This window comes from Paracoccus sp. UBA889 (genome assembly GCA_002294185.1).
Taxonomy (GTDB): Bacteria; Pseudomonadota; Alphaproteobacteria; order Rhodobacterales; family Rhodobacteraceae; genus Paracoccus.
In genome coordinates this window covers 6,799-14,916 of record DBFD01000064.1, presented here as the reverse complement: position 1 = coordinate 14,916, position 8,118 = coordinate 6,799, and the positions used below count along the sequence as shown (strand labels likewise).

Here is an 8,118-nt window from a genome sequence, read left to right as displayed (position 1 = left end):
ATCTTCGGACACGGCAATGTCGCGGGGGTCGGCGAGGCGCTGCATCGCTTCCGGGAAGTCATTCCGACGTGGCGCGGCCAGAACGAGCAGACCATGGCCCATGCCGCCATCGCCTATGCGAAGACCAAACGACGGCGGAAGGCGATGGCCATCACCTCCTCCATCGGGCCGGGTTCGACCAACATGGTCACCGCCTGCGGGCTAGCGCATGTGAACCGACTGCCGGTCCTCATGATCTGCGGCGATGTCTTCGCCAACCGTCGCCCCGACCCGGTGCTGCAGCAGATCGAGGATTTCGACGACGGCACGGTCTCGGCGAACGACTGCTTCCGCCCGGTCGCGCGCTATTTCGATCGCATCTCGCGGCCCGAACATCTTCTGACCGCGCTGCCGCGCGCGATGGCGATGATGACCGATCCGCAGAATTGCGGCCCTGCCGTGCTCGCCTTCTGCCAGGACGTGCAGGCCGAGGAATTCGACTACCCAGAGGACTTCTTCACGCCGCGCACATGGCGAATTCGGCGGCCGGAACCCGATCCGCGCGAGGTGGCCGACGTCGCCCGGATGATCGCCGAGGCCGAGTGCCCGGTGATCGTGTCGGGCGGTGGCGTGCTTTATTCCGGGGCCGACGAGACGCTTCGGACCTTCGCCGAGACGCACAACATTCCGGTGCTGGAAACCCAGGCCGGCAAGGGCGGCATCGTCGCGAGCCATCCACTGAACTTCGGCTCGCCGGGCGTGACCGGATCGGGCTGCGGTAACGAACTGGCAGCAAAGGCGGACCTGGTCATCGGAGTGGGCACGCGGTTCCAGGACTTCACCACCGGCTCGTGGACGGTTTTCGGCCGCGAGGGGCGCAAGCTCGTGTCGATCAACCTGCATCCCTATGACGCCTCCAAGCACCTTGCGACGCCGCTCGTCTCCGACGCGAAGGTCGCGCTCGAGAAGTTGACTGCTGCACTCGGTGATCTGCGCTTCGACGCGCATGACCCCTCGTCACGCGAGGACTGGATCGCCGAGGTCGGCCGCGTCACCGCGGCGCCGGAGCCCGACACGAACGCGTTGCCCACCGACGCACAGGTGATCGGCGCGGTGCAGCGCGTCGCGACCGACGAAACCGTGGCGATGTGCGCCGCCGGCACAATGCCCGGCGCTTTACAGGTGCTCTGGCAGGCTGCGCAGGGCGGCTATCACTTGGAATACGGCTATTCCTGCATGGGCTACGAGATCGCCGGCGCCATGGGCATCAAGCTCGCCGCGCCGGAGAAGGAGGTCATCTGTTTCGTCGGCGACGGCAGTTACATGATGGCCAATTCCGAGCTCGCCACCGCCGCCGCCCGCAAGGTGCCCTTCACGGTCGTTCTGACCGACAACTCGGGCTATGGCTGCATCAACCGGCTGCAGATCGAGTGCGGCGGGGCCGAATTCAACAACATGTACAAGGACAGCGACGTCTGGCCGAAGATCGACTTCGTCGCGCATGCCGCCGCAATGGGCGCCCATGCGGAGAAGGCCGCCGATATCGCGGATCTGGAACGCAAGATCGTCGAGGCACGCGGCCGCGACTTGCCAAGCGTGATCCTGATCGAGACCGACGCGGTGCCCGGAACCGGGGCCGGTGGCCACTGGTGGGATGTCGCCGTGCCCCAGACTGGCGGACCCGAGCGGCTCGAAAACGCCCGCCGCCGCTACAACGCCAACGCGGCGCTTCAGAGAACCTTCAATTGATCTGTCCTTCGGGAGACACACCATGATCCTTTACGGCACGAACCCCATCGCGTGGTCCAACGACGACGACTGGTCGATTGGCGATCACCTGAGCCTCGACGACTGCCTGAGCGATTGCCGCGAGATCGGTTTCGACGGCATCGAGAAGGGGCACAAGATGCCCGGCGACGGCACGGAGCTGAAACAGGCGCTCGGAGCCTTTGGCCTGCGGTTCGCCGCGGGCTGGTTTTCGACCAACATCCTGACGAACGACATCGAGACCGAGAAGGCCCGCCTGAAAGAGTGGATCGCGTTCACCAAGGCGGCCGGCGGCGACCACATCAATGCCTGCGAGTGTTCGAACACGGTGCATGGCAGCGACGGAACCCCGGTGAACGTCCGCCCCATCATGACGGACGCCGAATGGGACCGCTTCTCGAAGGGCTACGAGGCGCTGTCGGCCTATGCGCACGAGCTTGGCGTCAAGATGGGCTATCACCACCATATGGGCACGATCATCGAAAGCGCGGCGGATATCGACCGCTTCATGGAGATGGCGGGCCCCGAGACGCGCCTTCTGCTCGATACCGGTCACGCATGGTTCGGCGGTGCCGATCCGGCCGAGGTTGCGCGGAAATACATGGGCCGCGTGAGCCACATTCATTGCAAGAACGTCCGCCCCGATATTGCCAGGCAAGTTCGCGAGCAGGGTCTGTCCTTTCTCGAAGGCGTGCGGCGCGGGGCCTTCACCGTGCCGGGCGACGACGAGGGCGCGGTGGACTTCGCGCCCGTTTTGAAGATCGCGGCCGAGCACGGCTACGACGGCTGGCTCGTGATCGAGGCGGAACAGGACAGCGCGGTGCGCGACCCCAAGCATTATCAAGCTCTCGGGCTGCGTTCGCTGAAGCGGATGGCGGCAGAGGCCGGCCTCGACACCGCACATGAAGCTGTTTGATCCCGACCACCCCTTCCTCGCCCCCGCCTGGCGGCGGGGGCTGATCGTCGCGCTTTGCCTGGGCTGGGCGATCTTCGAGTTGATCACCGGCGCGGTGTTCTGGGCGATCCTCTTCGGCGCGCTCGGGCTCTGGTGCCTCTACGAATTCTTCCTGTCCCCCAGGGCCCGGGCGCGGGGACGCGACCGCGAGGACGAGCGATGACCGATCTGCAAAGAAAACCCTTCGGCACGCATGGCAAGGTCCACGAGATCACGCCGCAATCGGCGGGCTGGCGCTATGTCGGCTTCTCACTCTACCGCCTGCGTGCGGGCGAGACGGCCGCCGAGGCGACGGGCGATCGCGAAGTCATCCTGGTGATGGTCGAGGGCAAGGCCGCCATCACCGGCGCCGGTCAGGACTGGGGCGTATTGGGCGAGCGGATGAACGTGTTCGAAAAGACGCCGCCCCATTGCCTCTACCTGCCGAACGGCACCGACTGGCAGGCAGTGGCCGAGACCGACTGCGTGATCGCGGTCTGCTCGGCGCCCGGACAGGGCGGTCACGAGGCACGCCGCATCGGACCGGACGGCATCACCCTCACCGAACGCGGCAAGGGCACCAATACCCGCCACATCAACAACATCGCGATGGAAAACGAGGATTATTGCGACAGCCTGCTGGTAACCGAGGTTTTCACGCCCGCAGGCCACTGGTCGTCCTATCCCAGCCACCGCCACGACGAGGACGACTTCCCCCGCATCACCTACCTCGAAGAGACCTATTACCACCGGCTGAGCCCGGCCTCGGGGTTCGGCATCCAGCGGGTTTATACCGATGATGGCGGGCTCGACGAGACCATGGCGGTCTCGGACGGCGATGTGGTTCTGGTGCCCCGCGGACACCATCCCTGCGGCGCGCCTTACGGATTCGAGATGTACTACCTCAACGTGATGGCCGGACCGCTGCGCAAGTGGCGCTTCGTGCCAGCGCCGGAAGTCGAGTGGATCATGCAAGGCGACGCATGAAGCCGAAGACGTCAGGCGCGAACGAACAACCTGCGTTCTGCCCGCGCGGTCTGGTCGAGGAATTCGACCACCGCTTGCACCCGGCGGTCCGTCTTGAGGTTCTCGTGCCAGACCGTCCAGTAGCTGCATTCCACGCGGACCTCCGGAAGCAAGGGTTCGAGATCCAATCCGGCAACCATGAAATCGTGCAGCACTCCGATCCCAGCGCCCATGCGAACCGCCTCGACCTGGCCGATCGCGGTCGCCACCTCGATGGTCGATCGCCAGTCCGCGAGAATGTCCGAGGCATAGTTCAGTTCGGGCGTGTAGATCAGATCCTCCACGTAGCCGACAAGCTCGTGCCGGGCAAGATCCGCAACGCTGTCCGGCCGCCCCCGCCTCGCGATGTAGCCTGTCGATGCGTAAAGCCCGAGCGTGTAGTCGGTCCCGCGCGGGCCGCGATCGGCGAGAGAGCAGAGGAACTCGTCCCAGAAGACCTCTGCCTCGCTGGGGCTGGACGGCGATGCCAAGAACCTCTCTGCGGCCGTCCAGGTTGACGGCGACCGCCACTATGGCCGCGACTCTGGCGATCCGGCCGCCACGCCGCACCTTGATGTAGGTGGCGTCGAGCCAGAGGTAGGGCCATTCGCCTTCAAGGGGCCGGCCCAGGAATGCATTGACCCGTTCATCGATCTCGCCGCAAAGCCGCGAGACCTGGCTCTTGGACACGCCGGTCATGCCCATGGCTTTGACCAGATCCACCGAGCGGGTCGAGAGTCCTTGGACATAAGCCTCCTGAATGACCGCCGTCACGGCCTTTTCCGCCGCTCTGCGGGGCTCCAGGAACTCGGGGAAGCACGTGTCCTTGCGCAGATTCGGGATCATCACGTCGACCCTCCCGGCGCGGGCCTCCCAGGCTCTGGACCGATAACCGCTGCGGTGGTTCACACGGTCGTCGCTGCGTTCGTGCGCCCCGGCGCCGCACAGCTGGTCGACATCCAGCGCCATGAGGCGGTCGGCCGCGAACCCGAGCATCTCGGCAAGCAGGTGGATGTCGGATGTCTCCGACAAAAGCGCGCGCAGCGCCGCGGTCTCTGATAGGCTGTCCTTGGTCATGGTTGATCTCCTCGGTCAAAGGTCGGGTCGGCAAACCAAACCTTGGCCGAAGAACAGCCGTGGCCGCCAAGCGACCCGCACGGACCTCGCTTCGCTACGCGAAGGCTCCGCGCTGCCCGCGCTACCTGCGGGAACTACACCAACTGTCGGGACACCGCTTGTGCAAGGATCGACCATAGTCAATTTCGCTGTGTCTACCCCGTCACAGGTGCCCGAAAATCGACCGTAACTCCCCCCAAGGCGCTTACACCTGTTGGTATTTTTGTTGGTGTCGACGTAATTTCCGCTTTTTTCAATGCTGTCGCCTTCCCTACGGGCTGCCACCGTCACCTCTTTCTCCTCCGCGCCTCGAACAGCCTGTTGCTGTTTGTGCCGCATTGAACGCGCTGATGTGCGGCATGAGCGGCTTGGAAACCGGCTCTGCAATCGGGTCGGCGCTGTTCTGCATGATTTGCATAGCCGCCAATCGCTTGCCGGATCGGGTGAATTGCGGGTGGTTTTCGGTTGACTTCGGGCGGGCGGCGGCTAAAAGGCGGGCTTCAAACGAATTCCACGGGGTTTGCGCCGCGCTTTCCCCGAAGCAGGAGCAGTAACCATGGCGAAGCCGACGACCATCAAGATCCGGCTGAACTCGACCGCCGGGACCGGCCACTTCTATGTGACCAAGAAGAATGCCCGGACGATGACCGAAAAGATGACCGTTCGCAAATACGATCCGGTCGTGCGGCAGCATGTCGAATACAAGGAAGGCAAGATCAAGTAGCGATCATGCCTGTTGCCCGGGGCCAAGCCCGACTTCGATAGAAGCCGTCAGGCGCCGCGCGTCGGGACGTCCCGGAATTCGTCCGGAAACCGGAAGGGTGTTGCGATTGCGCGATGCCCTTTTTCCGTATTCCGCGCGGCAATTCCGGCCACGGGTGGCGGCGGTTGTTCAGCGGTTGGCCGGGAACCGGGCATCGGCGCCGCTATCCGGCCTCGCGAACCCGCTCCTCGACCACCTCGAAAGGGACCGAGGGCTCGTCCTTGGCTGCGCGGATGACCAGCGAGGTCTTGACGCTGGCCACATTCGGGGCCGCGGTCAGGCTGTTGGTGAGAAACCGCTGGAACGTGGGCAGATCGGGCGAGACGCATTTCAGGATGAAATCGATCTCGCCGTTCAGCATGTGACATTCGCGCACCAGCGGCCATGCCTTCACCAGCGTCTCGAAGGCCGAAAGGTCGCGTTCCGATTGCGCCGCAAGCCGGACCATCGCGAAGACCTGAACCTCGAAACCCAGTTCGCGGGGGTCGATATCGGCGTGGTAGCCGCGGATATAGCCCATCTCTTCCAGCGTCCGGACACGCCGCAGGCAGGGCGGGGCCGAGATGCCCACGCGACGCGCCAGTTCGACATTGGTCATCCGGCCATCGGCCTGCAATTCGGCCAGGATCTTGCGGTCGATGTCGTCCAGTCTCGCGCCTGCCATGCTGCTCTTTCTTGAAACGGGTTCCGGCGTTGCGGGAAACTACAATGCGGCCCGCGTTTACGCAACATTCTTTCCGGCCTCGGCCATGTTGCACAAGCCGAACCAAGGGATTACCTGATGCCTCAAATCGAAAGCGGGGCGCAAGATGAGTGACGACACGCATGTGAAACTTCTGATCATCGGGTCGGGACCGGCGGGCTATACCGCGGCCGTCTATGGTGCCCGCGCGATGCTGAACCCGATGCTGATCCAGGGGATGCAGCCGGGCGGCCAGCTGACCATCACCACCGAGGTCGAGAACTGGCCGGGCGAGACCGAAATCCAGGGTCCCGACCTGATGGTGAAGATGGAGTCCCATGCCAGGGCGATGGGCGCCGAGGTCGTCACCGATATCGTCACCAAGCTGGATCTGGGCCGCCGGCCTTTCACGGCCGAATGCGACAGCGGCGCGCGGATCACGGCGGATGCGGTGATTCTGGCGACCGGCGCACAGGCGCGCTGGCTGGGGCTGCCCAGCGAGGAAAGGTTCAAGGGGTTCGGCGTCAGCGCCTGCGCGACCTGCGACGGGTTCTTCTATCGCGGCCGCGAGGTGCTGGTCGTCGGCGGCGGCAATACAGCGGTCGAGGAGGCGCTGTTCCTGACCAAATTCGCCTCGAAGGTCACACTGGTCCATCGCCGCGACAGCCTGCGGGCAGAAAAAATCCTGCAAAACCGGCTATTCAAGAACCCGAAGGTCGAGATCGTCTGGGATCACGAACTGGCCGAGGTGACGGGGACCGAGAACCCGCTGGGGGTCAGCGGCGCCGTGCTGACATCCGTCAAGGATGGCGGGACGCGGCGGATCGCCGTGGACGGGGTTTTCATCGCCATCGGCCATGCGCCGTCCAGCGAACTTGTCAAGGACCAGCTTGACCTGCATTCCGGCGGCTATGTGAAGGTCGAGGCCGGGTCCACGCGGACCTCGATCCCCGGCGTCTTCGCGGCGGGCGACCTGACAGACCACATCTATCGGCAGGCCGTGACCAGCGCCGGAATGGGCTGCATGGCGGCGCTGGACGCCGAAGCCTGGCTGGCCGAACGTGACGAGGCGGGCGAACCCGATCCGGCCGGCGCCGAACTGCCCGAACAAGCCCCGGCCGGGTGATCTGCTGGCTTGCCTGCGGGTATCGTCGGTCAGGCGGCGGGACGCGCCCCTGCGCTGTTGGCGCGAAAAGTGCGGGCCCAGGTTGAAACTTGCCTGCGGGGCGGCTAAGCGCGACGGGTTCGTAGCCGGCCGGTTCTCGGCTGCCTGCCCACTTTCGTTCAGCCATCCGAGCCCTTGCACATGACCCATCCGAACCAGACGCCGATCCCCGAGCTTTATGTCTCGCCCGAAGCCGCCGCCGCATTGAAGGACGAGGCGGGCCACATGCCCAGCTGGGATCTGACGCAGCGCCAGATCTGCGATCTGGAACTGCTGATGAATGGCGGCTTCAATCCGCTGAAAGGGTTCATGACCCGGGCCGATTACGACGGTGTTGTCAGCGAGATGCGGCTGGCCTCGGGGGCGCTGTGGCCGATGCCCATCAACCTCGATGTCAGCGAGGCCTTCGCCGAAGGGCTGGAGCCGGGCACCGACATCGCGCTGCGCGATCAGGAAGGCGTCATCCTGGCGATCATGTCGGTCACCGACAAATGGCGGCCGAACAAGGCACGAGAGGCCAAAGAGGTCTTTGGCGCCGATGATCTGGCCCATCCGGCGGTGAACTATCTTCACAATGTGGCGGGGCCGGTCTATCTGGGCGGTCCGATCAAGGGCCTGCAGGCGCCGACCCATTACGATTTCCGCGGTCGCCGCAACACGCCCAACGAATTGCGCACCATGTTCAAGAAGCTGAACTGGCGGCGCGT

The 8,118-nt window shown here is 64.7% G+C and carries 8 protein-coding genes and 2 pseudogenes; 7 read left to right on the top strand and 3 right to left on the bottom strand.

What is annotated here, in order from left to right; genetic code table 11:
• From iolD to iolB, 4 genes are all read left to right on the top strand, one after another.
• On the top strand, positions 1 to 1,728 hold a 1,728-nt coding region (gene iolD / locus B4L36_RS13360; RefSeq protein ID WP_292958142.1), incomplete at its 5' end, for a 3D-(3,5/4)-trihydroxycyclohexane-1,2-dione acylhydrolase (decyclizing).
• Between the two features lie 22 nt (positions 1,729 to 1,750).
• The gene (gene iolE, locus B4L36_RS13355; RefSeq protein WP_292958140.1) at positions 1,751 to 2,662 is read left to right on the top strand and encodes a myo-inosose-2 dehydratase; all 912 of its coding nucleotides are present in this window, start codon (positions 1,751 to 1,753) and stop codon (positions 2,660 to 2,662) included.
• Positions 2,649 to 2,864: a hypothetical protein gene (locus tag B4L36_RS13350; protein ID WP_292958138.1), complete on the top strand. Its 216-nt coding sequence runs from the start codon at positions 2,649 to 2,651 to the stop codon at positions 2,862 to 2,864. Before iolE ends, B4L36_RS13350 begins: the two co-directional genes overlap by 14 nt.
• Positions 2,861 to 3,667, top strand: a complete 807-nt coding sequence (iolB, locus tag B4L36_RS13345; protein WP_292958136.1) for a 5-deoxy-glucuronate isomerase — start codon at positions 2,861 to 2,863, stop codon at positions 3,665 to 3,667. Before B4L36_RS13350 ends, iolB begins: the two co-directional genes overlap by 4 nt.
• A gap of 11 nt (positions 3,668 to 3,678) precedes the next feature.
• Here iolB and B4L36_RS13340 read toward each other — a convergent pair whose 3' ends face one another.
• Both B4L36_RS13340 and B4L36_RS13335 read right to left on the bottom strand, forming a co-directional pair.
• Positions 3,679 to 4,053 (bottom strand): LysR substrate-binding domain-containing protein, encoded by a 375-nt coding sequence (locus B4L36_RS13340; protein WP_414692187.1) that lies wholly within the window; start codon positions 4,051 to 4,053, stop codon positions 3,679 to 3,681.
• A pseudogene (locus B4L36_RS13335) lies at positions 4,051 to 4,762 on the bottom strand (IS256 family transposase); the annotation flags it as partial. The gene B4L36_RS13340 and the pseudogene B4L36_RS13335, both read right to left, overlap by 3 nt.
• 595 nt (positions 4,763 to 5,357) lie before the next feature.
• Between B4L36_RS13335 and rpmG the strand changes: the two are divergent.
• Positions 5,358 to 5,525, top strand: coding sequence for a 50S ribosomal protein L33 (gene rpmG, locus B4L36_RS13330; protein ID WP_022707377.1), 168 nt, complete (start codon positions 5,358 to 5,360; stop codon positions 5,523 to 5,525).
• Positions 5,526 to 5,727: 202 nt separating this feature from the next.
• Here the strand turns inward: rpmG and B4L36_RS13325 are convergent, their stop codons facing one another.
• Entirely contained in the window at positions 5,728 to 6,228 is a 501-nt protein-coding gene (locus tag B4L36_RS13325; RefSeq protein ID WP_292958128.1) for an Lrp/AsnC family transcriptional regulator, read from the bottom strand.
• Positions 6,229 to 6,373: 145 nt separating this feature from the next.
• Here B4L36_RS13325 and trxB point away from each other — a divergent pair, with 145 nt between their 5' ends.
• Both trxB and B4L36_RS13315 read left to right on the top strand, forming a co-directional pair.
• Positions 6,374 to 7,372, top strand: a complete 999-nt coding sequence (trxB, locus tag B4L36_RS13320; RefSeq protein ID WP_292958126.1) for a thioredoxin-disulfide reductase — start codon at positions 6,374 to 6,376, stop codon at positions 7,370 to 7,372.
• 180 nt (positions 7,373 to 7,552) lie between these two features.
• Positions 7,553 to 8,118, top strand: a pseudogene (locus tag B4L36_RS13315) (adenylyltransferase); the annotation flags it as partial.

Coding starts and splice junctions, on each gene's coding strand:
- rpmG (WP_022707377.1), top strand. CDS start 5,358: ATGGCGAAGCCGACGACCATCAAGATCCGGCTGAACTCGACCGCCGGG.
- B4L36_RS13350 (WP_292958138.1), top strand. CDS start 2,649: ATGAAGCTGTTTGATCCCGACCACCCCTTCCTCGCCCCCGCCTGGCGG.
- iolB (WP_292958136.1), top strand. CDS start 2,861: ATGACCGATCTGCAAAGAAAACCCTTCGGCACGCATGGCAAGGTCCAC.
- trxB (WP_292958126.1), top strand. CDS start 6,374: ATGAGTGACGACACGCATGTGAAACTTCTGATCATCGGGTCGGGACCG.
- iolE (WP_292958140.1), top strand. CDS start 1,751: ATGATCCTTTACGGCACGAACCCCATCGCGTGGTCCAACGACGACGAC.
- B4L36_RS13325 (WP_292958128.1), bottom strand. CDS start 6,228: ATGGCAGGCGCGAGACTGGACGACATCGACCGCAAGATCCTGGCCGAA.